20 protein-coding genes, 2 tRNA genes, 1 pseudogene and 1 other annotated feature are annotated in these 23,974 nt (G+C 51.1%); of the genes and pseudogenes, 15 read left to right on the forward strand and 8 right to left on the reverse strand.

Features of this window, described 5'->3' with window-relative positions; genetic code table 11:
• The first annotated feature begins 4 nt into the window (after nucleotides 1-4).
• Nucleotides 5-1,438, forward strand: coding sequence for an amidohydrolase (locus H503_RS0104235; RefSeq protein WP_014129179.1), 1,434 nt, complete (start codon nucleotides 5-7; stop codon nucleotides 1,436-1,438).
• Between the two features lie 52 nt (nucleotides 1,439-1,490).
• On the opposite strand, the gene H503_RS0104240 is transcribed toward H503_RS0104235, so the two are convergent.
• Nucleotides 1,491-2,486, reverse strand: a complete 996-nt coding sequence (locus H503_RS0104240; protein ID WP_014129178.1) for a LysR family transcriptional regulator — start codon at nucleotides 2,484-2,486, stop codon at nucleotides 1,491-1,493.
• A gap of 165 nt (nucleotides 2,487-2,651) precedes the next feature.
• Between H503_RS0104240 and H503_RS0104245 the strand changes: the two genes are divergently transcribed.
• The 12 genes from H503_RS0104245 to H503_RS12505 all read left to right on the forward strand — a co-directional run bounded on the left by H503_RS0104245 (nucleotide 2,652) and on the right by H503_RS12505 (nucleotide 14,600).
• Entirely contained in the window at nucleotides 2,652-3,989 is a 1,338-nt protein-coding gene (locus tag H503_RS0104245) for a GntP family permease (protein ID WP_009015030.1), read from the forward strand.
• A gap of 190 nt (nucleotides 3,990-4,179) precedes the next feature.
• Nucleotides 4,180-5,133 (forward strand): L-lactate dehydrogenase, encoded by a 954-nt coding sequence (locus tag H503_RS0104250; RefSeq protein WP_009015031.1) that lies wholly within the window; start codon nucleotides 4,180-4,182, stop codon nucleotides 5,131-5,133.
• 120 nt (nucleotides 5,134-5,253) lie between these two features.
• Entirely contained in the window at nucleotides 5,254-6,054 is an 801-nt protein-coding gene (gene murI, locus H503_RS0104255; protein WP_014129177.1) for a glutamate racemase, read from the forward strand.
• 65 nt (nucleotides 6,055-6,119) lie between these two features.
• Nucleotides 6,120-6,195: transfer RNA gene (locus H503_RS0104260), tRNA-Thr, on the forward strand.
• Nucleotides 6,196-6,359: 164 nt separating this feature from the next.
• Nucleotides 6,360-7,301 (forward strand): YybS family protein, encoded by a 942-nt coding sequence (locus H503_RS0104265; RefSeq protein WP_009015033.1) that lies wholly within the window; start codon nucleotides 6,360-6,362, stop codon nucleotides 7,299-7,301.
• Nucleotides 7,302-7,312: 11 nt separating this feature from the next.
• Nucleotides 7,313-9,361 carry a DHH family phosphoesterase gene (locus tag H503_RS0104270; protein ID WP_009015034.1) on the forward strand — a complete coding sequence of 683 codons (2,049 nt, stop codon included), beginning with the start codon at nucleotides 7,313-7,315 and terminating at the stop codon, nucleotides 9,359-9,361.
• On the forward strand, nucleotides 9,321-9,773 hold the full coding sequence (gene rplI, locus H503_RS0104275; RefSeq protein WP_009015035.1) for a 50S ribosomal protein L9: 453 nt from the start codon (nucleotides 9,321-9,323) through the stop codon (nucleotides 9,771-9,773). Before H503_RS0104270 ends, rplI begins: the two co-directional genes overlap by 41 nt.
• 3 nt (nucleotides 9,774-9,776) lie before the next feature.
• On the forward strand, nucleotides 9,777-11,132 hold the full coding sequence (dnaB, locus tag H503_RS0104280; RefSeq protein WP_009015036.1) for a replicative DNA helicase: 1,356 nt from the start codon (nucleotides 9,777-9,779) through the stop codon (nucleotides 11,130-11,132).
• 308 nt (nucleotides 11,133-11,440) lie between these two features.
• Nucleotides 11,441-12,733, forward strand: coding sequence for an adenylosuccinate lyase (gene purB / locus H503_RS0104285; protein WP_009015037.1), 1,293 nt, complete (start codon nucleotides 11,441-11,443; stop codon nucleotides 12,731-12,733).
• A gap of 21 nt (nucleotides 12,734-12,754) precedes the next feature.
• Nucleotides 12,755-14,050: an adenylosuccinate synthase gene (locus H503_RS0104290; RefSeq protein ID WP_009015038.1), complete on the forward strand. Its 1,296-nt coding sequence runs from the start codon at nucleotides 12,755-12,757 to the stop codon at nucleotides 14,048-14,050.
• A 74-nt stretch (nucleotides 14,051-14,124) separates the two neighbouring features.
• A tRNA-Lys gene (locus tag H503_RS0104295) sits at nucleotides 14,125-14,200 on the forward strand.
• A gap of 253 nt (nucleotides 14,201-14,453) precedes the next feature.
• Nucleotides 14,454-14,600 carry a hypothetical protein gene (locus H503_RS12505; protein ID WP_014129174.1) on the forward strand — a complete coding sequence of 49 codons (147 nt, stop codon included), beginning with the start codon at nucleotides 14,454-14,456 and terminating at the stop codon, nucleotides 14,598-14,600.
• Between the two features lie 48 nt (nucleotides 14,601-14,648).
• Here H503_RS12505 and leuB read toward each other — a convergent pair whose 3' ends face one another.
• The 6 genes from leuB to fumC form a co-directional block, all read right to left on the reverse strand.
• Nucleotides 14,649-15,719, reverse strand: coding sequence for a 3-isopropylmalate dehydrogenase (gene leuB, locus H503_RS0104310; protein WP_009015039.1), 1,071 nt, complete (start codon nucleotides 15,717-15,719; stop codon nucleotides 14,649-14,651).
• The gene (locus tag H503_RS0104315) at nucleotides 15,716-16,207 is read right to left on the reverse strand and encodes a 3-isopropylmalate dehydratase small subunit (protein WP_009015040.1); all 492 of its coding nucleotides are present in this window, start codon (nucleotides 16,205-16,207) and stop codon (nucleotides 15,716-15,718) included. Before H503_RS0104315 ends, leuB begins: the two co-directional genes overlap by 4 nt.
• A gap of 1 nt (nucleotide 16,208) precedes the next feature.
• On the reverse strand, nucleotides 16,209-17,465 hold the full coding sequence (leuC, locus tag H503_RS0104320) for a 3-isopropylmalate dehydratase large subunit (protein ID WP_009015041.1): 1,257 nt from the start codon (nucleotides 17,463-17,465) through the stop codon (nucleotides 16,209-16,211).
• Between the two features lie 30 nt (nucleotides 17,466-17,495).
• Nucleotides 17,496-19,238, reverse strand: coding sequence for a 2-isopropylmalate synthase (locus H503_RS0104325; protein ID WP_009015042.1), 1,743 nt, complete (start codon nucleotides 19,236-19,238; stop codon nucleotides 17,496-17,498).
• Between the two features lie 47 nt (nucleotides 19,239-19,285).
• Nucleotides 19,286-19,545, reverse strand: a binding site (T-box leader).
• A 194-nt stretch (nucleotides 19,546-19,739) separates the two neighbouring features.
• Nucleotides 19,740-20,024, reverse strand: a complete 285-nt coding sequence (locus H503_RS0104335) for a TIGR04076 family protein (RefSeq protein ID WP_009015043.1) — start codon at nucleotides 20,022-20,024, stop codon at nucleotides 19,740-19,742.
• A 1-nt stretch (nucleotide 20,025) separates the two neighbouring features.
• Entirely contained in the window at nucleotides 20,026-21,420 is a 1,395-nt protein-coding gene (fumC, locus tag H503_RS0104340) for a class II fumarate hydratase (protein ID WP_051201274.1), read from the reverse strand.
• Between the two features lie 197 nt (nucleotides 21,421-21,617).
• On the opposite strand from fumC, the gene H503_RS0104345 reads away from it, so the two are divergent.
• The gene (locus tag H503_RS0104345; protein WP_022227504.1) at nucleotides 21,618-22,211 is read left to right on the forward strand and encodes a LysE family translocator; all 594 of its coding nucleotides are present in this window, start codon (nucleotides 21,618-21,620) and stop codon (nucleotides 22,209-22,211) included.
• Here the strand turns inward: H503_RS0104345 and H503_RS0104350 are convergent.
• Entirely contained in the window at nucleotides 22,208-23,602 is a 1,395-nt protein-coding gene (locus H503_RS0104350) for an MATE family efflux transporter (protein ID WP_009015046.1), read from the reverse strand. The two genes, H503_RS0104345 and H503_RS0104350, sit on opposite strands and share 4 nt — an antisense overlap.
• Nucleotides 23,603-23,717: 115 nt before the next feature.
• On the opposite strand from H503_RS0104350, the pseudogene H503_RS0104355 reads away from it, so the two are divergent.
• Nucleotides 23,718-23,974, forward strand: a pseudogene (locus H503_RS0104355) (helix-turn-helix domain-containing protein); the annotation flags it as partial.

The following is a 23,974-nucleotide window of genomic DNA, read 5'->3' on the forward strand; positions in this document are numbered from 1 at the left end:
CAGCATGGAACAGACAGCATATCTTCCCCATAACTACGAGGAAAAACTAAAGGCCCTCAATGCCGTGATCTGGGACGCGGCTGAACTGAAATTTGCCGAGACAAAATCGGCTAAGGCCATGACGGATTTTCTGCGTCAGGAAGGCTTTACCGTAAAAGAAGGTCTTGCTGGCATGAAAACCTCCTATGTAGCGGAATTTGGGTCTGGGCATCCCATTATCGGCATCCTCGCCGAATATGACGCCCTGTCCGGTCTTAGCCAAGAACTTGACGTGGCAGAAAAAAAGCCACGGTCTGGGACCTCGTGCGGACACGGCTGCGGCCACTGTCTTTTGGGAACGGCCGCCATTGGAGCTGGTCTTTTGCTCCGGGATTATTTAAAAGCCCATCCTGACAAGGGGACGGTGCGGGTCTATGGCTGTCCTGCCGAAGAAGGCGGAAGCGGGAAGGCCTATATGGCGAGGGAAGGCCTTTTTGACGATGTGGATGCTGCCTTTACGTGGCATCCGGCAACGATGAATGCTGTTGCAACAGGCAGTAACCAAGCCAATATCCAGGCGGCCTTTACCTTTACCGGTCAGGCTTCCCACGCGGCAGCCTCTCCAGAAAAGGGCCGCAGTGCCCTTGACGCGGTGGAACTGATGAATGTGGGCGTGAACTATCTTCGGGAACATATGGCAGATTATGAACGCGTCCATTATGCAGTCCTTGATACGGGCGGGGTTTCCCCGAATGTCGTTCAGGAGCATGCCGAGGTTCTCTATCTTATCCGCAGCAAGAGCAACGCCGAAGCGAAACGGCTTTATAAAAGGGTACAGAAGATTGCCCAAGGGGCGGCTCTTATGACGGAAACATCCGTTTCCCTCCGTTTTGACAAGGCCGTATCAAATTTGGTGCGGAACGATACGCTTGCAGCGGTTATGCATGAAGCCATGGTGGAAGTGGGCGCACCGAAACGCACGGCGGAAGAAAAAGCGTATTTGGAAAAATTCCAAAAGACCGTGCCAGAAGAAAATATCCTTCATGATCCGGGTATGACGCCCCTTCTTGATCGGGAGTTTTTGGAAAATCTTATCAAGAAGGATCGTTTTGGAGAATTCATTGTTCCCTTCCAGCCCAATTCCATTACTCAAATGGGATCGTCTGATACAGGGGACGTAAGTTATGTGACTCCTCTTGCCCAGTGCTACACGGCAACCTTCCCTATTGGTACAACCGCTCATTCCTGGCAGTGGGTGGCTATGGGTCAGAGTCCAGTAGCTCTTTCGGGGATGTACTACGCGGCTCGCGTCATGGCGGAAAGCACGAAGAAAGTCATGGAAGAGCCTGCACTTCTTGACCGGGCCAAACAGGAACTGTCCGGCCGGCTGGGTGGAACATCCTATGAATGCCCCATCCCCAAGGATGTGTGGCCAACCAAATACGCAAAAATAAAATAAGGACACGGAAGGAACCCTGCAGCAGTGAGAAATCTGTTGCAGGGTTCCTTTTTTATCTACTGATCATTGTGTTTTGCAGTTTTTGCAGCTGTAAAGCTACATAGGCATTCTCAAGATGGATGAATTTTTTGAGCAGATCCTTGAATTCATCAACATAATGAAGACTTTGGCTATCCCTATGGGATACAATAACATTTGTTAACTCATAGGTAAGTCCTTTGATGCGAAGGATATGCAGTCTTTCCTTTGTCGGAAGTATCCCTGTCCAATCGAGCTGCTGCAGGTTCAATTGGGCACAAATGGTTGAATAGTGACCGCTTCTGCATAAATCAATCATAATGCTGAAGTTGCTGACCTGAATAGGCAGGGAGGCAGCAATATGCTTTTGCATCAGAAAATTTGAGACGGCTGTCGTCGTAGTGGAAGCAGAATGTCCAAGGACAAGAGGAATTCCTGGAAGGGATGCCAAATCGATGCCCTCTTGATAAGCTTTTACTAAGAGTGCGTTCGTTTTATCTCCGTAATAGGTACGAAGCAATGTTTCCGGAACAACTAGATAGAGAGGTTCCCTTTCCAGTTCAATTTTGTCGAATAAAGGATGTTCCTTTGCATCGACGCCGAGAAACAAGTCGATTTCTCCACTGAGGAGAAGGTCTTCCAACTTATGGGTATCATTGAGACGAACCTGGACATCCACGTTAGGGTATTGTTTCTGAAACTCGGGAACCATGGATGGAACGAGAATGGTCCCTCTTGTTGTTGGAATCCCAAGACGAATGGTGCCGCGCGTTCCCTGACTGATATCTGCCAGTTCATTTTTCATCCTATATTCGAGTGCTTTTATTCGTGATAGATAGCGCAGCATGGCAGCCCCTTCCGCGGTCAATTCCAAGTGAGGACGACGGCGAAACAGCGTGACGTGATGATGGGCTTCAAGCCTCTTGATATGGTCGCTTAAGCATTGTGGAGTAACAAAGGCCCGCTCTGCCGCTCGGGAAAAGTTGAGCTCTTCAGCTGCTAATAGAAACATTTCATAGCCAATCAGCATGGGATATCCCCCTTTCTTCTTCTCATTATAGTGGTTTATCCCTTTATATCAAGTTTTTGCTTTAAATTCATCATGATTTTTACTGTTTTACATTTAAAAGAAAAGCATGCTATATATAGCGTATCAAGAATGAATCGGAATCTATGATGAAGGGAAGGGGTTCTTATGTCCAATTTACTCATTTTTGTTGTCGGTCTTGCTATTATGCTTTTGTGTATGATGAGAACTAAGTGGGGACCTTTTGTATGTATGCTTCTTGCCAGTCTTGCCATCGGGATCGGGTGCGGTCTGGGAACGGACAAAACCATCGCCTCGATTGTGGATGGCTTTGCCAAGACCTGCAAAAATATCGGCCTTATGGTTATTTTTGGCACTATTTTAGGCATTTACCTGGAAAAATCACGTGCCTGCCAAAGGATTGCGGAAACGCTTCTTCAAATAACAGGGAAAGATCGGGCTGCCGGCGCACTAGCGGCTACAGGATATGTCATTGCCATCCCTGTTTTCTGTGATGTTGCCCTTGTACTTCTGTCCCCACTTATTAAGTCAGTTGCACGGAAAAGTGGAAAGAACGCTTGTTCCATGGGCGTAGTGACTGCTTGTTCCCTTTTGGCAACCAATGCTTTTGTGGCACCGACACCGGCGCCGCTTGCCATTATTGCCATTTTAGGGCTGGATATTGGAACGTCCATTTTATGGGGCATGCCAGCTGCGCTGTTCGTGACAGTTTGCGTATGGGCTTTTGGGGAATACTATTTGGAACGGAAACCGGCTTCGTGGTATACGGAACTTCCGCGGGATATTTCTGCTCAAGAAGAGACGAACGATGAGTCAGCTCCCATGCCCAGTTTCGGAGCAGCCCTCACGCCCATACTGCTCCCGATAGTGTTGATCTTGATTCGCTCAGTAGGTAGGATCTTTTTGGAAAAAGGCTCAGTCCTTGTTTCCCTTTTGAACTTTTTTGGTGATAAAAATATTGCGCTTTGCGTAGGGATTGTTTCATCCGTTATTCTTTTAGGGAATTTCCTGCCGAAAGATAAAAAATATGCACCCATGACGGACGCACTCCGTACCTCGGGGCCTATTGTCTTTATTACGGCTGCAGGCGGTGCTTTGGCAAATATTGTTGGGGTTACTGGCGTTGGTAAGATCCTTGCTGAAAGTCTGGCCGCCTCTCCCATTCCTGTATTCCTAATTCCTTTTCTGATCACGGGTCTTTCAAAATTTGCCCAAGGATCTGCTTCCGTTGCTGGAATCATGGCGGCAGGGCTTACACTGCCCCTTTGTGAAACGGGGCTCCTGTCTCCCCTGCAGGCGTTTCTTTCCATCAGTGCTGGCTCTGCTTTGGGGTCCCATGTCAATAATAGCTTTACTTGGGTTTTTAGTGAATTCATGGGCTATGATATCCGAACAACCATGAAATCTCTCTGTGTCTGTCAAAATGTGGTCATGTCTTTATCCGGTTTATTGGCAGCTTACGTAATCGGCTCGCTGGTGGGCTGACTTCTTATCTAGATTTTATTTTTTTTGCTGACTGGGGCTCCTTAGGGAGTCCCCTTTTTTATGCGCTAAATCGTCCAATTATTTTTGCAAGTGGGACTATTTCCCTATCCATTGAATCCCTGGAAAAGGTGGCCTACAATAGAGGAGAACTGTACGTGAAAGAAATACATATTGTGAAAGGAGCTTTGCTATGAATCCTGAAATCAATGCTCGAAAGATTGCCATTGTTGGCTGCGGTATGGTCGGGGCTACAAGTGCCTTTGCCCTGATGGAACAGGGACTTTTTTCGGAACTGGTCCTTGTCGATGTGAACCGGGAACGGGCGGAAGGGGAAGCCATGGATATCGGTCACGGCATGATCTTTGCGTCCCCTATGAACATCTACGCTGGAGACTATGATGATATCATGGATGCCTCCATCATTGTCATTACGGCGGGCGCCAGCCAGAAGGTGGGCGAAACGCGCCTTGATCTGGTAAAAAAGAATGCCGCCATTTTTAGCTCGATCATTCCTGAGATTGCCAAACGCAATTATCAAGGCATTCTCCTTATCGTGGCCAATCCCGTTGATATCCTGACCCATGTCGCGCAAAAGCTGTCCGGCTTTTCTCGGAGCCGCGTCTTTGGGAGCGGGACCGTCCTTGATACGGGCCGCCTTAAATATCTTTTGGGTCAGCACCTAGACGTGGATCCTCGGAACATTGATGCTTATATCATCGGAGAACATGGTGACAGCGAAATCCCGGTTTGGAGCAGTGCCTATGTATCCGGTATGCCGCTCAGCCGCTTCTGCGAATTTCGCGGCCATCATGACCATAAAGCCTCCATGGAGCACTTGGCTCAGTCTGTCAAGGATAGTGCTTATGAAATCATCAAGAAGAAAAAGGCAACCTATTATGGCATTGCCATGGGGGTGCGCCGTATCTGCAGTGCCATCATCCGAGATGAAAAGAGCGTGCTTCCTGTATCCGTTTATCTTGATGGGGAATTTGGCCTTTCGGGAGCAACCCTCAGCGTGCCTGCCATCATAGGGGCCAAGGGGATTGAAAAAGTGGTTCCCATTTCCCTGAGCAAAGAAGAAGGAGACGCCCTGCAAAAGTCTGCCGAGATCCTTAAGGAAACAGCGGCCACAATTGGATATTGAGGCAATTTGAAAGCAAGGAAAAATCGCCCGATTCCTCCTAAAAAAGCATTCCAAGTGGTGCCTGATATGGTATAATACCGGTTATGACTGATGTAGATGGTTAAATCTTGGAGGGATAGCATGGAGAAGGATAGGCCCATTGGTGTCATTGATTCCGGTGTCGGCGGCCTGACGGTCCTCAAATGGTTGCAGAAGAAAATGCCCCACGAGCAGTTTATCTTTATCGGGGATACGGCCCGTACGCCTTACGGGGATCGGGCGCGGGAAGAAATCCAGCGGTTTGTGAAGGAAATGACCGATTGCTTGGCCCGTCGGAAGATCAAGGAACTGGTTGTTGCCTGCAATACCATTACGGTTCTTGGCCTTGATACGATTCGCAATGGCTATGACTTTGATGTGATTGGCATGGCTAAGGGGGCGTCCAATATCAGGGAAGTCACCCATAACAATAAAGTCGGCTTTTTTGCGACGGACTTTACGGTTTCCACCGGGGCCCATAAGCGGGAAATCGAGCGTCTTGACCCCGGTGTTGAAGTGTTTGGCCTTGGCTGTCCAAAACTTGTGCCGCTCATTGAAAGTGAAAAATTTGGTCGTCCGGAAATGCAGGAAGCCATCAAGGAATATGTGGATGCCATGAAGGTCCATGGGATTGATACCCTCCTGCTGTCCTGTACGCACTATCCTTTCCTCCACGATGAGATTGCGGCCGCTTTTGGACCTCAGGTGACGGTCCTTGATCCAGCGGAAATGACGACGGATGAGGCTATTAAGCATCTCCAAAACAAAGGACTCCTCAAAACAGAAGGGGAAGGATCCCTGGAAGTTTGCTTTACGGCGGATCTTGCCCGTTGCAAGCGGCTTGCTTCCCGTATGCTTGACCTGGCCCATGCCCGATTTCACCTGATTGACCTTGAGTCCTGATTTGCGAAAAAATAAAGAGAAGGCTTGACCAACATCAGGGAATATGATAAAATTCATTCGTTAGTGCTACTGTAGCTCAGTTGGTAGAGCGGCTGATTCGTAATCAGCAGGTCGCAGGTTCAAATCCTGTCGGTAGCTCCATCTTAAAAGATTGGCCCCCGGTTTCCGGGGGCCTTTTTAGTGTCGTTTTTCTTTTAAGGCTACCTATGGATGACACTTATATCCTTCCCAGCAGGGACCGGAAAAGGTGACAATCCTCTGTAAATGGTGTAAAATAAAAAGACGTATCTATAAGGAGGAACACCATGATTCGACGGAAAACTTCAGCCATTGTGGAGTCAGGCATCCTGGCGGCCATTGCGGTGATTTTTACCCTCATCGGCAATTATATTCCCGTTCTCGATGTTATCGTAAGCGTTTGGTGGCCCCTTCCTATCATCTTATGCGGAAGGCGTAATGGACTGATGTGGAGCGTCCTCTGCCTTTTGGTTACCGGTGCTGTTGTTGCTGTTCTCATCAGTCCCCTCCAGGCCGTTACCCAGGTCCTTATTCTGGGCATCTTGGGCCTTGTCATGGGGGAAGGGATGCGGCGTCAGAAGTCCCCTGCCAGTGTCCTCTTATGGGGGAGTCTGGGGGCCCTTTTATCTGTTGTTCTCAGCGGCCTTGCAGCCTATTTCCTCATGGGCATCAATGTGGTGGAATCCTTTACCCATGCCATTGCGGAATCTGTTCAAATGACCAAGGACATCTATGATACGCTGGGGGTTTCCGGAATCATGACCACAGAATCCTTGGAACGGATGCAGCATATGCTGAGTCTCGTCCTTCCGGCTGGACTGCTCCTTAGCTGTCCCATTTCGGCCTTCGTCAATTATTGGGCGGCTCGGAAGGTCCTTTCCCGGTTAGGCGATCCCTACCCTTGGTTCCCTCCTTTTGCCACGTGGACCTTGCCGCGTTGGATCTTGGGAGGGTACGGACTGGGTATGGCAACGCTGCTTTATTTTCGCGGAGATGAGACCAGCTATGGCTTCCTGGGAGGCTACACCCTTTTTACCGTGGCAAGCATGCTGCTCTTGCTGCAGGGACTCAGTGTGGTTCTTTGGTACGTACAGGTTCGGGGAAAACCGCGTTTTTGGTTTCCCTTGGCAGTCCTTACCAGTTTCGTGATTCCCCTTGTTTCCCAGTTCCTCGTGGTCATGGGAGCCATTGAGATGGTAACGGACCAGCGCAAACTGCGCAAAAGATAGGAGAATCGACCATGAAAGACGAAGAACGAGCCAAATTATGGCGTACCCTTCGGGTCGCGGCGGCCATCCTCGGCACCCTTTGTGTCGTCTATGGCTTTTATGTTAACCAGGTGATTTGGACAGCTGCTGGTTTTACTGCTGTCCTTCTCGTCTATTATTTCAGTTCCCGCAGCAGTAAGCTCCGGGAGGCATGGTTCAACCATGCCATGACGACGGTGGTGCGGAATATTGAGCGGGCCAACCATTACGCCGTTCAGCGCCTGCCTGTAGGAATTGCCGTATTTGATCAGGAAGGCCACTTACAGTGGAAAAACCGACTCTTCAATGAGTACATCAATGTGGATGCCCCTTTGGGCTCCCTTTTTGATAAGATCCTGCCACCGCCGGAAAATAATTTTGCGACCCTCCGGGTCCGTGATTCCGATAAGAGCATCAAAATTGGCGACCGCATCTATTCCATGCTGGTCCGTCCCATCCAGACAACAGAAGAAGCTGGCAGTGACACGGGTGTTGTCATCTACCTGTATGATGTGACCAATAAGGAGCGGCAGCAACGCCGCTATGAGGATGAGCGCCCCGTTGTGGCTTATGTCCAGTTCGATAACTACGCCGATGCCCTAAAGGGCCTCAATGAAAGTGACCGGGCAAGCCTGGTGGTTGCCATCACGAAGGCCATCAACTCCTGGGCGGAAGAAGTCAACGGTTATTCTCTTAAGTATTCTGAAGATCTCTATCTTGTAGGCATCAACAGGAAAGGTCTTGTCGATACCATCAATCGGAAGTTTCCCCTCCTTGACAAGGTACGGGAAATCAAGATCAATCCGCGGATTACACCGACCGTCAGTATTGGTGTGGCAAGCGGCATGAAGACCCTTTCGGAAATGGCTCAAAAGGCCCAGTCCTGTTTGGACCTTGCTTTGGGGCGCGGCGGAGATCAGGCCGTTGTCTCCATTGGTGAGGAAGTGAGCTTTTATGGTGCCCGCGGGAGCGTGCAGGCGAAAAATACCCGCGTGCGGGCCCGGATTGTCGCCCAGGCCATTCACGAACTTATGACAAATGCCGATAAGGTCTTTATCATGGGGCACGTCAACGAGGACTATGATGCCATTGGTGCGGCCATTGGCGTGGCCAAGATGGCTCGGACCTTGGGCAAGGAGTGCTATATTGTCTGGAGTGGTCAGGGGACGGCTGTAGATAACATTGAAAACGTAACCCACGGCAATAATCCCTACGAGGATCTCATCATCAGTGAAGAGGTTGCCATGGAGCAGCGTACGCCGGGCAGTCTCCTGGTTTTGGTAGACCATCATCGGGCCATGCTCACGGCGGCACCAAAACTCCTTGCTGCCATCAGGCGGCGCGTGATCATCGATCACCATCGCCGGGCTGAAGATGTCATTGAGGAAGTGATGCTGCAGTACATGGAGCCGTCCACCTCCTCGACAAGTGAAATGGTTACGGAAATCCTGCAGTATTTCCAGGAACGCATGGAAATCAGCCCGCTGGAGGCCTCCGTCCTTTATGCTGGGATCGTTGTTGACACCAAGAACTTTGCTGTCCAGACCGGTGAACGGACCTTTGAGGCCGCGGCCTATCTGAGGCGCTATGGTGCCGATCCTCATGCCGTATCCCAGCTTTTTAAAGAAGATGACGCCTCTGTTATCCTCCGGGCCAAGATCATTACGGAAATGAAGAAACCCATTCCGGGTCTTGCTGTTTCGGTTCATTCCGGCGGTGCCCAGAATGACCGCAATGTTTCCGTTGTTGTCGCCCAAGCAGCCGATGAGCTGCTGACCATGAATGATATCCATGTCAGCGCCGTTCTCAATGAGAGCGACGATGGCGTCAGTATTTCGGCCCGCAGTGACGGGTCCGTCAATGTCCAGACCATGATGGAAGAACTCGGCGGCGGCGGTCATCAGACTGTAGCCGGTGTCCAGATTAAGGGCGCCAAGGCCGAGGACCTGATTCCGAAGATCATTGAGATGGCAAAAGAACAAATGAAGGAGAGCGATTCCGATGAAGGTAATTCTGCTGAAGGACGTAAAGAAGTTGGGTAAAAAAGGTGAAATCATTGAGACGGCTGAAGGGTATGGCCGCAACTATCTCATTCCCCGGGGCTTTGCCCAGGAAGCAACGGCCCGTAACCTGAACCAGGCCAAGGCCGATCAAAAGGTAGCAGCCCATCGCAAGGCTCAGGCCCATGATGAAGCGGTCGTACTGGCCTCGCAGCTGGAAAAAGTGGTACTTCATCTGGCCGTCAAGGTCGGTGAAAATGGTAAGCTCTTCGGTTCCATTGCTTCCAAGGATGTGGCAGATGCACTTCTTGCCCAGACGGGAATGGAAGGCATTGATCGCCGTAAGATTGAAATCCCGGAGACCATCAAGAGCCCTGGTGAATATACGGCTACGGCTAAACTCCTGCCGGAAGTGACAGCTAAGTTCAAGGTCGTCGTAGAAGCAAAGGCTTAAGTCATGGAAGACCGGATTCCCCCTCAAAATGTGGAGGCCGAGCAGAGTGTGCTGGGGGCCATGCTCATCAGTCGCGAGGCCATTGAAAAGGCCTGTGAGATCCTGCGGGAAGATGATTTCTATCGTCAGGATGATCGCATCGTTTTTGGCGCCATCAAGGACCTCCATGAACGCAATGAGGCGGTTGACCTCGTTACGGTCATTGAGGAACTCCGCAAAAAGGGCAAGCTTGATGCAGTTGGCGGTTCACAGACCATCACTAACCTTTCCAACGCTGTTCCGACGGCGGCGAACGTGGAATACCATGCCAAGATTGTGGAGGAAAAATCCCTGCGCCGGCAGCTGATCAATGCGGCAACGGATATTGCGGCTACGGGCTATGAAGAAGATACCGACATTGCCCGGACCATCGACGAGGCAGAACAGAAGATCCTTTCTGTTGCCAACCGGACCCAAACCGGTGGGATTGTCAAAATCCGTGATATTGTGCGCGGCGCTATGGAACGCATCGAGGAACTATATGATTCAAAGGAAGCTTTTACGGGGCTTCCTACAGGATTTACGGATTTTGATAAGATGACGAGCGGACTTCAGCCGTCAGACCTCATCATTGTCGCTGCCCGTCCATCCATGGGTAAATCTTCCTTGGTGCTCAATATTGCGGAACATGTGGGAATCAAGGGTCATAAATCCGTTATCTTTTTCTCCTTGGAAATGAGCAAAGAGCAGCTGGTCCAGCGTATGCTCTGCAGTCAGGCTGGCATTGATGCTTCCCGTCTGCGGATTGGGCAGCTCCAGGATCAGGAATGGCCGAATCTCATTGCCGCTGCTGACCGGCTCAGCAATGCCAGTATCATGTTGGATGATACGCCGGGTATGACGGCGATGGAAATGCGGTCCAAGGCACGGCGCTGGAAGGCTGAAAACGGACTTGACCTGATTATTGTCGATTATCTGCAGCTCATGCAGGGCTCGTCGAAACGGGCCAGTGACAATCGTCAGCAGGAGATGAGTGAGATTTCACGGTCCCTCAAAGGCCTTGCAAGGGAACTGAATGTACCGGTCATTGCCCTCAGTCAGCTCAGCCGCAGTGTTGAGTCGCGGACCAGCAAGCGGCCGATGCTCAGCGACCTTCGTGAATCAGGAGCCCTCGAACAGGATGCCGATATTGTCTGCTTCATCTATCGTGACGATTACTATAATCCTGATACGGAACAAAAGAATGTGGCAGAACTCATCGTAGCCAAGCATCGTAATGGTCCGGTGGGAACGGTCAATCTCTTTTTCCAGAAGGATACGACACACTTTTTCGACCTTACGCCGGAGCATCTGGCCCAGATGGCCGACCAGCAAGGATGATTCAAGGGGACTGCACAGGCAGTCCTCTTTTTTTGAGGACTCATAATGTGAACGATTTTAGGAAAAAATCTATTTTTTGTTCAGAAGAAATAAATGGAGGACTTATGTCGCCGGAAAGGAAGAGCAGCCTTCATCTTTCTTGAATTTTCTCCTATTCTTATCTTAAGAAAAGTCAAGGTAAGTCCCATTCTTATATGAGAAGTCATTGCGACTCGTTCGGAAAAATGATACAATGAGAGGGCGGCCATAACGGTGCGCTGTATTGTCATGCAATGTTACAGGAAGCATTTTGCTAAGGAGGAAGTACTGTGATTCCACGTTATACGGGTAAAGAAATGGGGTCCATCTGGACGGAAGAAAATGAAGACCGGACCATGGTCAAGGTTGAGATTCTTGCCTGTGAAGCCATGAACAAATTGGGTATTGTCCCTGATGATGCTCTTCATGACATCCAGACCAAGGCTGATTTTGAACTGGATCGGGTCCATGAAATCGAAAAGGTGACAAACCACGATATCATCTCCCTGCTCACCAATGTAGCGGAACACGTAGGCGATGCTTCCAAATATATCCATAAAGGGCTTACGTCCAGTGACGTCAAGGATACGGCCATGGGTGTCATGATGAAGCATTCCTGCGAGCTTCTGATCGATCTGGAAAAGAAGCTCCATGAAGTCCTGAAACGTCAGGCCCAAACCTATCGGAACACGATCTGTGTGGGAAGAACCCATGGAATCCATGCCGAACCTATGACCTTTGGCCTGAAATTCCTTCTTTGGATGGATGAAACGGAACGCAACATCGAACGCTTGGAACTGGCGAAGAAATACATTTCTGTCGGTAAGCTCAGCGGTGCTGTCGGCACCTATTCCAATATCGATCCCTTTGTTGAAAAATATGTCTGCGAAAAATTAGGACTGGAACCGGTTCGCCTGGCTACCCAGGTCGTGCAGCGGGACCGTCATGCTTTTTATCTGACGACGATTGCTGTCTGCGGGGCTTCCCTTGAAAAAATGGCTACGGAAATCCGTGCCCTGCAGCGGACGGACATCCGTGAAGCAGAAGAATATTTTGCACCTGGACAGAAGGGTTCTTCCGCCATGCCGCATAAGCGCAATCCGATTACGTGCGAAAAGATCTGTGGCCTTGCCCGTGTGCTCCGCGGCAATGCCCAGGCTGCCCTTGAAAATGTGGCACTTTGGCATGAACGCGATATTTCCCATTCTTCCGTGGAACGGATTATTCTGCCGGACAGCACGATTCTTCTGGACCATATGCTCCGCAAGATGACCAATATTCTCGATAAGCTCCTTGTTTATCCTGATGCCATGATTCGCAACCTCAATAAGACGGGCGGTCTTATCTTCAGCCAGAACCTTTTGGTCGCTCTTGTTGGCAAAGGTGTCCTGCGCGAGGATGCCTACAAGTGGGTTCAGCGCAATGCCATGGCCCGCTGGCTGGAAGGGGCTGATTTCAAGACCAACGTTGAAGCCGACCCTGATATCGAAAAATACCTCACGAAAGAAGAAATTGAAGCCTGCTTTGAACCCAAGCATATGCTTAAGCATATTGATGATATCTACGCCCGCTATGGGATGTAAGATCTAGGTAAGGAGAACGTTATGTCATCTATCGTTGTAATCGGCTCCCAATGGGGCGATGAAGGAAAAGGCAAGATTGTGGATTTTTTGGCCCAGCGTGCCGATGTAGTGGTCCGTTATTCCGGCGGCTCCAACGCAGGCCATACGGTTGTTGTCAATGATGTTGCCTATAAACTGAGATTATTGCCAAGCGGCATCCTCTATAAGGATAAAACTTGCATCTTGGGTAACGGCGTTGTCATCAACCCCCGCGTCGTCCTGGAAGAAATCCGGGGCATGCAGGCCAAAGGCGTTGATACGACGAATCTGCTCATCAGTGACCGGGCCCATGTCGTCTTCCCCTATCATGAAAAACAGGATGAACTGCAGGAACTGGCTTTGGGGGCGAACAAGATTGGTACGACCAAGGGCGGGATCGGACCTTGTTACATGGATAAGTATGCCCGTACAGGGATTCGTGTCTGTGATCTCATGAACAAAGAGGTCCTTGCTGAAAAACTGAAACGGACCCTTTCCGCAAAAAACAAACTTTTTACGGAATACTACAAGGCAGAACCTTTGGCTTATGAACCGATGCTGAAGGCCTATCTTGAATATGCCGAAGCGCTCCGTCCCCATGTATGTGACACGAGTGTCGCCTTAGGAGACTTTTTTGACGAAGGAAGAAAGGTTCTTTTTGAAGGCGCCCAAGCCACTTTCCTTGATATCGATTATGGGACGTTCCCCTACGTTACAAGTTCCAACCCGACAGCCGGCAATGCGGCTACGGGCAGCGGCGTAGGCCCTCGTTTCATTGACCATGTAGTCGGTGTTGTCAAAGCTTATACGACCCGTGTTGGCGAAGGTCCTTTTGTCTGCGAACTTTTTGATACAGATGGCCCCGGTACGTATCTTAGGGAAACGGGCCATGAATTTGGGACCGTTACGGGCCGTCCCCGCCGCTGCGGCTGGCTCGATGCCTTTATGGTCAAATATGCGGCACGCATCAACAGCATGGACAGCTTAGCCATTACGCGTCTGGATATCCTTGATGGTCTGGATGAAATCAAGATGTGCACAGGCTGGGAAATCGACGGCAAGCCCATCAAATATATTCCGGCCGACCTTTCCATCCTGGCCAAGGCAAAACCTGTCTACGAAACCTTCAAGGGCTGGAAATGCGACATCAGCAGCGTCCGTTCCTATGAAGACCTGCCGCAGGAAGCGCAGACCTACCTGAACCGTCTGAGTGAAGTGGTCGGCGTTGAAATCGGCATTGTTTCCGTTGGTCCGAACCGTGATCAAACCTTTACCCTCAAATCCTTCTTTGAAGACTGAGGCTGGAGCGGGAAATTCCCCCTTGACAAAAGGCGGAAAAACCCGTTACAATATTAGGGCTGTGAAAAGCCAATGATTCACTAGCTCAGTTGGTAGAGCACCTGACTTTTAATCAGGGTGTCCCGGGTTCGAATCCCGGGTGGATCACCATTTGAAAAGGACTGCGAACCCCTTGCCTATTGGCAGGGGGTTCGTTTTTAGGTTCATGCTGCTGAAAAGAAAAATGAGACAGATAGAGGTTCTTGAGCTTTTCCCGGGATGGAAAAAGAAAAGGCACGAGGCGTTCCCTGTTTCCTCATGGAAAGAGCCATGAATTTTTGATGGCAGAAACCAATTTTTATCGACAGAACCGTCCCGTTGATGTATAATATCTATTATTTCACTAGGAAAGGAAGGACGGCGTATGACACGTGATGGCAGGGATCTTATCGTATTCCTTCTGCTGACGGTTCTTTTGATGGGCGGCATAATGATCTTGAAACCGGGTCAGGGCACGCTGCCTGCAGCCGATGTAACAACGACCGCAACACCCAAACAGCAAGCTAAATAAGGCAAAAAAGAAGGCAGGAACGTGGTTTGTTCCTGTCTTTTTTAATTTCTAGACAATTTGATCCAAGATGATACCAGTCATGGTGTCCGTATCAGCTTTCTTGAAGCCATCCTTGTAGAGGTCCGGTGTCCGCCAGCCGTCAAGAAGCGCCGCGTCGACAGCTTTTTCAATGGCTTGGGCGGCTGCTTCCTCTCCTAAGGCATAGCGAAACAGCATCGCCGCAGAAAGGATGGTAGCACAGGGGTTGGCGATTCCTTTACCAGCAATATCGGGAGCCGATCCGTGGATTGGCTCAAAGAGGCTTGTCTTTTCACCGACTGAGGCCGACGGCATCATACCGATGGAGCCGCCCAATACAGCCGCTTCATCGCTCAGGATATCGCCAAAGAGGTTGCTTGTCACGATGACGTCAAACTGGGTGGGACGGGCTGCCAGCTGCATGGCGCAGTTATCAACGTACATATGGTTCAGTGCTACATCGGGATAGGCCTTGTGCTCTTTTGTGACTGTGCGGCGCCAGAGCCGGCTTGTGGCAAGGACGTTGCTCTTATCGACGCTGGTGACCTTTTTGCGGCGGCCCTGGGCGGCCTTGAAGGCAAAGCGGCTGATACGCTCCACTTCGGGGACGCTGTAGTTTTCAAGGTCCCAGGCTCGTTCCACGCCGTCATGGATTTCCGATTCGCAGCGGTCACCAAAATAGATGCCGCCAATGAGTTCGCGCACGATGAGGACATCCGTGCCCGTCACGATATCGGGCTTCAAGGGCGAATAGGGCGCAAGGACAGGGGAGACATGGACGGGACGCAGGTTGACATAAAGCCCTAGAGCCTTGCGCAGGCCGAGGACGGCTTTTTCCGGCCGTTTGAGGGGATCTACATTGTCCCATTTGTCGCCGCCTACGGCACCAAAAAGGACCGCATCGGCGTTTTGGGCTGCTTCCACCGTTTCCTTGGGAAGAGGGTCCCCGCAGGCATCATAGGCGGTTCCACCGGCCATCTTTTGATCAAGGGAAAGGTCCAGGTGATAGATGGCTGCGGTCTTTTTGAGGACCTTTACCGCGGCGTCCGTAATTTCGCCGCCAATGCCGTCACCAGGGATAACAACGATCTTTTTTTTCATTGGGCATGCTCCTTTACATAGGCAATGAGCCCACCGGCCGAGGCAATGCCTTGGATGAAGTCCGGCAGGGGCGGCGCCTTGAAGGTGTCGCCTGTGGTCTTATCGGCAATGGTACCCGTGCTGATATCGACGCTTAGGATGTCTCCTTTTCGAATCTTTTTGACATCGTTGCCAATTTCCAGGACAGGAAGGCCGACGTTGATGGCGTTGCGGTAAAAGATCCGGGCAAAGCTTGCGGCAATGATGACGGGCACGCCCGATGCCTTGATGGCAATGGGAGCATGCTCGCGGGAAGAGCCGCAACCAAAGTTCCAGCCGCCGACCATGATATCGCCGGCCTTTACCTCTTTGGCAAAGCTTTCGTCAATGTCGACCATGCAGTGGGAGGCCAGTTCCTTGGGATCAAAGGAATTGAGGTAGCGGGCGGGAATGATGACGTCCGTATCGATATTGTCTCCATAGGTCCAAGTTTTTCCTTCGTATTTCATCTTATTTGACCTCCTTTGGGGCGGCAATCTTTCCTAAAATCGCACTGGCTGCTGCGACTTGCGGACCTGCTAGATAAACTTCGCTGTCCACGTGGCCCATGCGGCCCCGGAAATTGCGGTTTGTCGTCGATACGCAGCGTTCACCGGCGGCCAGGATGCCCATGTAGCCGCCCAGGCAAGGACCGCAGGTCGGCGTCGAAACAACGCAGCCGGCGTCGATGAAGGTATCGATGTAGCCTTTTTTCATGGCTTCCTTGTAGACTTCCTGGCTGCCGGGAATAACGATGCAGCGCACATCTGGATGGACAGTACGGCCTTCAAGGATCTTGGCTGCAATGGCAAGATCTTCCAGACGGCCGTTCGTGCAGGAACCGATGACGACCTGGTCGATGGGAATGTCTCCAAAGGTGCCAATAGCTTTGGTGTTTCCTGGCAGGTGGGGGAAGGCAACGACGGGGGTAAGGGCTGTTAGATCGATGGTCACGGTCCGTTTATAGACAGCGTCACTGTCTGCTGTAACAATTTCATAGTCTTCAACACGGCCTTGTTCGTAGGCCTTGGTCTTTTCATCGACGGGGAAGATGCCGTTTTTGGCGCCTGCTTCAATGGCCATATTGGCCATGGTGAAGCGGTCCGTCATGGAAAGCTCAGCAATGCCGTCGCCCGTAAATTCCAGGGACTGGTAGAGGGCCCCGTCGACGCCAATCATGCCGATAAGGGTCAGCATGACATCCTTACCCGTAATATCCGCCGGTTTTTTTCCTGTAATGATGACCTTAATGGCTTCCGGTACCTTGAACCAGCACGTGCCCGTTGCCATGGCAGCGCCCAGGTCTGTTGACCCCACACCGGTGGCAAAGCCGCCCAGGGCGCCGTAGGTGCAGGTGTGGGAGTCGGCGCCGATGGTGAGCATGCCCGGTCCGACAATACCCTTTTCCGGCAGAATGACGTGTTCGATGCCGGCTCGTCCAGTTTCATAATAATGGGTGATATGATGGGCTTTGGCGAAGTCACGGACAATCTTGGCAAGGCCGGCGGATTTAATGTCCTTGTTGGGAATGAAGTGGTCCGGGACAAGGACGATGCGGTCCTTATCAAAGACGGGGCGCCCAATCTTTTCAAATTCCTTGATGGCCGGCGGTGCTGTAATATCGTTTGCAAGGACGCGGTCGAGTCGGCAGGTGATGAGGTCACCTGGTTTAACGAGGTCCTTTCCTGCGTGTTTGGCGAGGATTTTTTGTGTCATGGTCATTCCCATCGTGCATACATCCTTTCTTTTACCCTAAATTTAGCGGGCACTGGCCGCTTGGTGGAAAGCATTGACTGCCTCTTCAGAGGAGATGAGGCCAGCGCCATAGACATGGTCCTTGGCGTCTTTGCGGCGGTTCAGGGCACTGATGAAGGCCTTGATGGAGGCCGTCATCGTATCCGTGTCGACGCCGGCACCCCAGGTTGTGACGCCTTTTTCATCTGTAATGCCAAAGTAGGCAATGCCCCGTGATTCAGCGACCCGGTCCAGGTCGTGTTCGCTGTACGTAAGGTCCGTCACGGTAAAGTGGAAAGCCCGGCAGAGGGCATCCTTGACGGCGTCGAGCTGGCCATTGCCGGCTCCTTCAAGGATCACGTCGCGGCCGGCAGCCCGGACGAGGACTTTGCCTTGCCATTTTCCGTCCTTCTTGCGGAAGAGCGTATCCTGCAGTTCAATGGGAAGGCTCTTATCGACGTAATGATCCTTAAAGAGATTGAAGATTTCATCGGGCTTCAATTCCTGGTGCTTATGATCGGAAACGTCTTTTACAAAGTAGCTGAAGTCTTCCCGCATCGCTTTTGGCATATCGATGCCATAGGCTGTTTCCATGATGTAGGCGACGCCGCCCTTGCCGCTTTGGCTGTTGATGCGGATAACATCGGCATCATAGGTGCGGCCCACATCGTGGGGATTGATATAAAGGTACGGGCACGTCCAGTACGGGTCATTGTGCTCCTTACGATATTTCATGCCTTTGGCAATGGCATCCTGATGGGAGCCGGAGAAGGCGGCAAAGACAAGCTTTCCGGCGTAGGGCTGACGCTCACTGACATGCATGCGCGTTACTTCCTCATAGGTCTTTACAAGGTCCGGCATATTGGAAAAATCAAGCTGCGGATCGATGCCCAAGGCATAGAGGTTCATGCCGATGGTGACGATGTCCGCGTTGCCTGTCCGTTCGCCGTTGCCAAAGAGCGTTCCTTCTACGCGGTCCGCACCGGCGAGCATGGCCATTTCTGCATCGGCAACACCAGTGCCGCGGTCATTGTGGGGATGGACGGAAAGGACAACGGCATCACGGTAGGAAAGGTTCTGGGAAAGATAGGCCACTTGGGCGGCAAAGATATGGGGCATGGACATCTGCACCGTCGATGGCAGGTTGATGATGACCTTCCGGTCTGGCTGCGGTTTCCACACGTCGAGGACTGCGTTGCAGACTTCCAGGGCGTATTCTGGTTCCGTCCCCGTAAAGCTTTCTGGTGAATACTCAAAGCGGTAAGACGCGTGGGCTTCTTCCGTGAGGCGCTGCAAAAGACGCGCCCCATTAACGGCAATTTCCTTGATTTCCTCCTTTGATTTGTGGAAGACTTGCTCCCTTTGCGCGACGCTCGTCGAATTGTAGACGTGGACGATGGCGCTTTTGACGCCTTTCAGGGCTTCAAAAGTCTTTTTGATGATGTGTTCCCGTGCCTGGGTGAGGACCTGGACCGTCACATCGTCAGGGATGAGATCATGGTCAACCAAATAGCGGAGGAAGTCATATTCCGTTTCTGACGCGGCAGGAAATCCGACTTCAATTTCCTTGAACCCCATGGCGACGAGGGTCTTGTAGAAGCGAATCTTCTCTTGGAGGCTCATGGGAATCACGAGGGCCTGGTTGCCGTCGCGCAGGTCCACGCTGCACCAAATAGGGGCTTTTTTGGGCGCGTCGGCCATGGCCCAGCTCATATCGACGACAGGGGGCAGATAATAGCCCTTTTTGTAAGCTTCTACATGTTTCATGATGATGTCCTCCTTACAGGCAATAAAAAAATCTTTCTTCTCTCTTTGTGAGAGACGAAAGATTCAAATCTTGCGCGGTACCACTCCACTTCACACCATTTGGTGTGCCCTTAGCCGGTACGGATGACGTGTCCATCGATACCGCCCTGATTGATAACGGTCAGGAGCCGGCTTCCCCTACTGTCATGCGCGGGTTCAGGAAAGCTGCTCAGGGATCAGTTCGGTTTCGGTCCGCCGCTGCCTTGCACCACCCGGCAACTCTCTGGAGGTTTTCCTGAAACGTACTCTTTCCCTTCAATGCATCTCTTGCTTTGAAATTATGGTTCAGATAGTATCATGAAAAAAGACAAAAATCAAGAAAAATTTTAAGGATAATACTAAAGCATGCTTTTTGCAAATAAAAGTGTAACCTATAATACAACTGGCCTTGATGAGCCAAAGAAAAGGCATGCAGGCGGGGCCTAATGAAAGGGGGCTGCCCAAAGGGGCAGCCCCATCCAGTTATTTTTTTTGTGGGGAGGGATTGGTTCGCATCTCAATTTCAAAGATGTTGATGACCTCAGCATCAGGACAGGCAACACGGAAACGGTTTCCCTTCATGCCGGGAAGGGTGCCGCCGTAGCGGAGAATATCGATATAGGGAAAGAGGGCATGCTGGGCCATGGGGCACAGGCGGCCCCGGTCATGGTCCCAGGACAGTTCCATACCCTTTACATGGCCGTGGTGGCAAGGGGCCTCCCCTTTTTTATCAACGACACGAATGATGATTTCACAGCGTTTTGTCATCTTACACCATCTTTTCTGGATGGAAATGGGCATCAAAGTCCGTTTCTGTCATGTAGCCCAATTCGAGGATGGCTTCCTTGAGGGAAAGATCCTTCTTGTGGGCCAGTTTAGCGACTTCCGCCGCCTTTTCATAGCCGATATAGGGGGTCAGGGCCGTAACTAGCATGAGGGAGCGGTGGAGGTTTTCCTTCATCTTAGCTTTATTCGCCTTGATGCCGAGGGCGCAGTGGATGCGGAATGATTCCATGGCGTCTCCCAAAAGCCGCACGGACTGGAGGAAGTTATAGATTGTAACGGGAAGAAAGACATTCAACTGGAAGTTTCCTTGGGACGCGGCGAACCCAATGGCTGCATCATTGCCCATGACTTGGACGGCAACCATGGTGACAGCTTCGCATTGGGTGGGGTTGACCTTGCCCGGCATGATGGAAGATCCTGGTTCATTGGCGGGAATGGTGATTTCGCCAAGTCCGTCCCGGGGTCCGCTGGCCAGCCAGCGCACGTCGTTGGCAATCTTCATGAGATTGGCGGCTAAGGCCTTGAGGGCGCCGTGACTGAAGACCATGTCGTCAAGGCTTGTGAGAGCATGGAACTTATTGGGGGCGGTTTTAAAGGCATAGCCTGTATTTTGGGCGATATAGGCGGCAACGGTCCGATCAAAGTCTTTTGGTGCATTAAGCCCTGTCCCGACGGCCGTTCCTCCTAGCGCCAGTTCAAGGAGCCCTTTTTCTGAGGTCTTGAGTTCATCACGGCTGCGTTCAAGCATGGTTCGCCAGCCCGAGATTTCCTGGGAAAAGGCAATGGGAACCGCATCCTGGAGATGGGTCCGGCCTGTTGTGACAATGCCCCGATGTTTCTTTTCAAGGTCCTTGAAGGTCTTTATGAGCGCGTCAAGGCGAGGAAAAAGATGTTCTTCGATGCCCTTTATGGCGGCAATGTGCATGGCCGTCGGGAAGGTATCATTTGAGCTTTGGGATTTATTGACGTCGTCATTGGGGTGAAGGCATGTCTTTTTGGCAAGCTCATTTCCCCTGTGGGCAATGACTTCGTTGATGTTCATGTTGCTCTGGGTGCCGCTTCCGGTTTGCCAGACCGCAAGGGGAAAGTTGCCGTCGAGACTGCCGTCAAGGATCTCTTCGCAGGCTTTTTCAATGAGTACGGCTTTTTCCTTAGGGAGCGTTCCCAGCTCACAGTTTGCTTGGGCTGCTGATTTTTTGAGGATGGCGAAGGCGGAAATCACTTCAGGCGGCATCTTTTCCGTGTCAATGCGGAAGTTCTCAAAGCTGCGCTGCGTCTGGGCACCCCAATATTTATCGCAGGGGACGAGGATTTCCCCCATGGAATCATGTTCTTTCCGAAGGGCAGGGCCCTTTGCCGACTTTTTTGTATCGCTCATGATGATCGACCTCCCTTTTTTGTCTTTGTCCTGCCATTGTATCATATCCCGCAGGCTTTGCCGTGAAAAATTGGAGCCCTGCATTCTCTTTTACACATTTCTGCTGCTTTTTCAGGATTCCAAAATATTTTTCTTGCCCTATTGCTGCCTTTTCGCCTACAATGGAACCTATCAGCATGTTGGAAAGGAGCTTTGGTATGGATCTTGCGGCCTATCTATCTTATTGTTTTGTCATGAGCTTTACTCCCGGTCCCAATAATCTCATGAGCCTTGCCCAGAGCCGAGAGCGGACTTTTCGAGGCGCCCTGCCTTTTTTGCTGGGACTTCATGTTAGTCTCTTTTCTATGTGTACGGTCATCTATCTATTTATTCATGCCTTGGAAGATATCCTGCCTTTGATGGATCTTCCCCTGCGCATCTTGGGAGCCCTCTATCTTGTGTATCTGACGGTGCGCCTTTTCATGAAAAACGGAGGGAAAAAGACAAAGACCATTGATTCCAAACGGCTCTTTTTCTCCGCCTTGCTCCTGAATTGGACCAATGTCAAAGTCGCTCTCTTCATGATGGTGGGCTATACGTCTTTTCTGCTTCCCGGTGGAGGCGGCCCTGTTTGGACCTTTCTTCTCGGCATGGTCATGAACCTTATGTGCAGTGCAGCCAATTTTACTTGGGCCCTAGGCGGCTCCCTCTTGGACCGCTTCTTCAAGGCTCACGAAAAGCCTGTCTCTTTGATGATTGCGTCCTTGCTTCTCTATTCTGCCGCAAAGATCCTTTTCCCCAGTCTCTTTTAGGACTGGGGACTTTCGTTAATGGCTGCAAGACGTCGGCTGAAGATCCATCTGGCTAGGAAGAAGGTCGCCATCTCCGCTGCTGTCTGGCTTTCAATAAGGCCCATATAGCCGAGAAAAGCACCCATGGCATGCATCAAGGGGATGTAGATGATGGCTTGGCGCAAGGCTGCCACAAGAAGGGTTATTCTGCCGTCTCCCAGGGCTTGGAGGGAAAAGGTGATGTGGAAATTAAGGAAGGCAAAGGGCGAGGCCAGACAGCGGAAACGTAGGAAGAGAGCCCCTAACGCAAGGGTCTCAAGGCCGATGGCACTTTCTGGCTTGGCCGCAATGAAAAGGCTTGCAATGGGAACCGCGGCGAGCTCATAAAAGAGCACGCAAAGGAGCGAAAAGAGAAGGCCCGCGCGGCGCGCCATCTTGATGAACGCCTTCATGCGTATGAATTTTCTGGCCCCATAATGATAGGCCACAAGGGGCAGCATGCCTTGGCAGATGCCAAGGCCTGTATTGAGAGGGATCCGTTCAGCCTTCATGACGATGCCAAGGGCCGCCAGGGGCGCGTCGCCAAAGCCTGCCATGAGGTGGTTTAAAAAGAGGTTTGATGTATCAAAAAGCAGGTTCGTAAGGGCTGAAGGAAAACCCACGGAAAGGACGGAACGAATCTTCTCCTTGCTGGGCAATCCTTCAGGAAAGGTATAGGCAAGACAGCTTTTCTTTGCAGTTTTTACGAGAGATAAGAGAAAGTAGCCTAGGGAAATCAGGTTTGAAAGGAGGGTGGCAAGGGCCGCCCCTGTCAGTTCCTCTCCTTGAGGAAGGAGAACGAACATGAAGAGGGGGTCAAGGATAATATTGAGGATGGCTCCTAGGGAAAGGCCAAAACTTGCTTTTTTGGCAAAGCCGACGCTTCGGAAAAGCTGGGCCAAGGTGCCTGATAGGACGGTCGGAAGGGTACCTAAGGTGACGACAAGAAAAAGGTAGGTCTCCGTATAGGCGTAGGTGGCAGGGGATGCTCCTAAAAGAACCAAGATGGGGCGGCGCAGGAAATAGAGGGTGAGGGAAAAAACAAGGGCCCCTGCAAGGCTTCCATAAAGGGAAAAGGCGCTTACCTGACGGGCACTTTTTTCGTCTCCTTCCCCAAGACAGCGGGACATGAGGCTGCCTCCGCCGACACCAAAAAGGTTGCTCAAGGCGACTGTAATGGCAAAGACGGGAAAAACCAGAGATACGGCGGCAATCATATACGGATTGCCTGTACGGCCGACAAAAAAGGCATCGGCGAGATTATAGATAAGGGTAATAAGCTGACTGATAATGGTTGGAATGGCCATGGCCGCAAGGGCTTTTGGCACCGAGGCTTCTTCAAAAAGGGCCTGGTTTTGGTCACGAAGAGACATAGGGAACGCTCCTTTCAGGTTCAGCTCCTATTGTAGCATGGAAAAAAGAAAAGAGACTGCGGAAAAAATGTGAAATGTACCCTCTTTACTGGACACCCAGTAAGGAGGGTACATTTTGCGTTATACGACTGAATTTAAGCTGATGTGTGTAGAACTTTATCGTCAAGGTAAGTGGGTAAAAACACCTAAAGGAATTAAAACAGCAAATTTTCGTAACAAGATTCGTACTTGGAATCGTATCGAACAGGCTGGCGGACCGGAAGCATTGTGTCACAAAGCACATTACAAGGCATGGTCCCCAGAGGAGAAACTTGAATTGGTTTCACAAGTAAATGCCGGACAGTCAATGATGGCTGTCGCCTGTCAATATGG

The sequence above is a fragment of the Acidaminococcus intestini DSM 21505 genome (assembly GCF_000425045.1).
GTDB lineage: Bacteria > Bacillota > Negativicutes > Acidaminococcales > Acidaminococcaceae > Acidaminococcus > Acidaminococcus intestini.

Bases quoted from the DNA above. Each gene is read 5' to 3' on its own strand.
- H503_RS0104235 (WP_014129179.1), top strand. From the start codon at position 5: ATGGAACAGACAGCATATCTTCCCCATAACTACGAGGAAAAACTAAAG.
- H503_RS0104240 (WP_014129178.1), bottom strand. From the start codon at position 2,486: ATGCTGATTGGCTATGAAATGTTTCTATTAGCAGCTGAAGAGCTCAAC.
- H503_RS0104245 (WP_009015030.1), top strand. From the start codon at position 2,652: ATGTCCAATTTACTCATTTTTGTTGTCGGTCTTGCTATTATGCTTTTG.
- H503_RS0104250 (WP_009015031.1), top strand. From the start codon at position 4,180: ATGAATCCTGAAATCAATGCTCGAAAGATTGCCATTGTTGGCTGCGGT.
- murI (WP_014129177.1), top strand. From the start codon at position 5,254: ATGGAGAAGGATAGGCCCATTGGTGTCATTGATTCCGGTGTCGGCGGC.
- H503_RS0104265 (WP_009015033.1), top strand. From the start codon at position 6,360: ATGATTCGACGGAAAACTTCAGCCATTGTGGAGTCAGGCATCCTGGCG.
- H503_RS0104270 (WP_009015034.1), top strand. From the start codon at position 7,313: ATGAAAGACGAAGAACGAGCCAAATTATGGCGTACCCTTCGGGTCGCG.
- rplI (WP_009015035.1), top strand. From the start codon at position 9,321: ATGAAGGTAATTCTGCTGAAGGACGTAAAGAAGTTGGGTAAAAAAGGT.
- dnaB (WP_009015036.1), top strand. From the start codon at position 9,777: ATGGAAGACCGGATTCCCCCTCAAAATGTGGAGGCCGAGCAGAGTGTG.
- H503_RS0104290 (WP_009015038.1), top strand. From the start codon at position 12,755: ATGTCATCTATCGTTGTAATCGGCTCCCAATGGGGCGATGAAGGAAAA.
- H503_RS12505 (WP_014129174.1), top strand. From the start codon at position 14,454: ATGACACGTGATGGCAGGGATCTTATCGTATTCCTTCTGCTGACGGTT.
- leuB (WP_009015039.1), bottom strand. From the start codon at position 15,719: ATGAAAAAAAAGATCGTTGTTATCCCTGGTGACGGCATTGGCGGCGAA.
- H503_RS0104315 (WP_009015040.1), bottom strand. From the start codon at position 16,207: ATGAAATACGAAGGAAAAACTTGGACCTATGGAGACAATATCGATACG.
- leuC (WP_009015041.1), bottom strand. From the start codon at position 17,465: ATGGGAATGACCATGACACAAAAAATCCTCGCCAAACACGCAGGAAAG.
- H503_RS0104325 (WP_009015042.1), bottom strand. From the start codon at position 19,238: ATGAAACATGTAGAAGCTTACAAAAAGGGCTATTATCTGCCCCCTGTC.
- H503_RS0104335 (WP_009015043.1), bottom strand. From the start codon at position 20,024: ATGACAAAACGCTGTGAAATCATCATTCGTGTCGTTGATAAAAAAGGG.
- fumC (WP_051201274.1), bottom strand. From the start codon at position 21,420: ATGAGCGATACAAAAAAGTCGGCAAAGGGCCCTGCCCTTCGGAAAGAA.
- H503_RS0104345 (WP_022227504.1), top strand. From the start codon at position 21,618: ATGGATCTTGCGGCCTATCTATCTTATTGTTTTGTCATGAGCTTTACT.
- H503_RS0104350 (WP_009015046.1), bottom strand. From the start codon at position 23,602: ATGTCTCTTCGTGACCAAAACCAGGCCCTTTTTGAAGAAGCCTCGGTG.